This is a genomic window from Streptococcus sp. GMD4S, assembly GCF_000296955.1.
Window position 1 is genome coordinate 1 of sequence record NZ_AJRE01000281.1, and the last position, 1,007, is coordinate 1,007.

General features: G+C 34.1%; 1 protein-coding gene. It reads right to left on the reverse strand.

Annotation, left to right across the window (positions count from 1 at the left end; genetic code table 11):
- Positions 1–19: 19 nt before the first annotated feature.
- Positions 20–736: a GntR family transcriptional regulator gene (locus GMD4S_RS09360; protein ID WP_001007181.1), complete on the reverse strand. Its 717-nt coding sequence runs from the start codon at positions 734–736 to the stop codon at positions 20–22.
- Positions 737–1,007: the final 271 nt, after the last annotated feature.

The window sequence follows — 1,007 nt, forward strand, 5'->3', positions numbered from 1 at the left end:
GCTAGGCTCAGGCTTTTTCTTAATGACCTCGGTTACATGAGATGAATTTGATTTTGTAGTAGTCTGCTCGCTTATAAGTTTCACTATAGGCAAGGACTTGGCCAGTGGCCTCAAGTTTTGTAGTCTTCGTTTGGAAGACAGTTGGGAATTGTGTATCGATTCCGAGTACAGAAGCAGCATGCTCTGGTGTTGGGAATGCGATTTCGTTGATTTCCTCAAAATGTTCATCACTCATGTGAATGCGGTAATCCAATTTGAAACGTGTATAGATAGAGCTATAATAGTCAAGATTTGGATAGTTGGCATTGATGTATTGCTCAGGAATATAAGATGTGTGGTAGATGTATGTCACATCGTTTGTCTGACGAATACGTTCAATCTTATAGTAGAATTGATCTCCACGTAGTCCAAGTTTATCTAAATATTCAAGTTTGTTTCCGCGCTCGATAGAAAGGACAGTAACTTTATCGTCTTTTGTTTCAAAGATTTCGACATCTGAAAACTCAACGAGTTTGTGCTTGCGGGCACGTGAAACGAAAGTACCTTTACCTTGTTGGCGGACAATGTAGCCGTCTTTAGCAAGGTCATTTAAGGCACGAACAACTGTGATTGAACTCACATCGTACATCGCGATCAATTCGGCTTCTGTATAAAATTTATCTCCACTTGCAAATTGACCAGAGATGATTTTGTTTTTTAATTCATCTTTAATATATTGGTATTTAGGAATAGCCATAAATTTTACCTCGATTCTCTTTCTCCAATTTTGATTTTACCACAAATATAAAGAAAAGAGTAGTATTAAGGTCAAAAAATTAAAATAATAGACTAAAAATGTTATTTTACATGTAAAAAAATTCATTTGATGTTCTTGTGAATTATCATACATAAAAAGATCGTTTTCATGCTATTTTTAGATAATTTCGGTAAACGGTAAGTAAAAAAATAGAAAAATTTTAAATAATTTTCTAAAACCTATTGACAAATGCAAAAGATTTGATTATAGT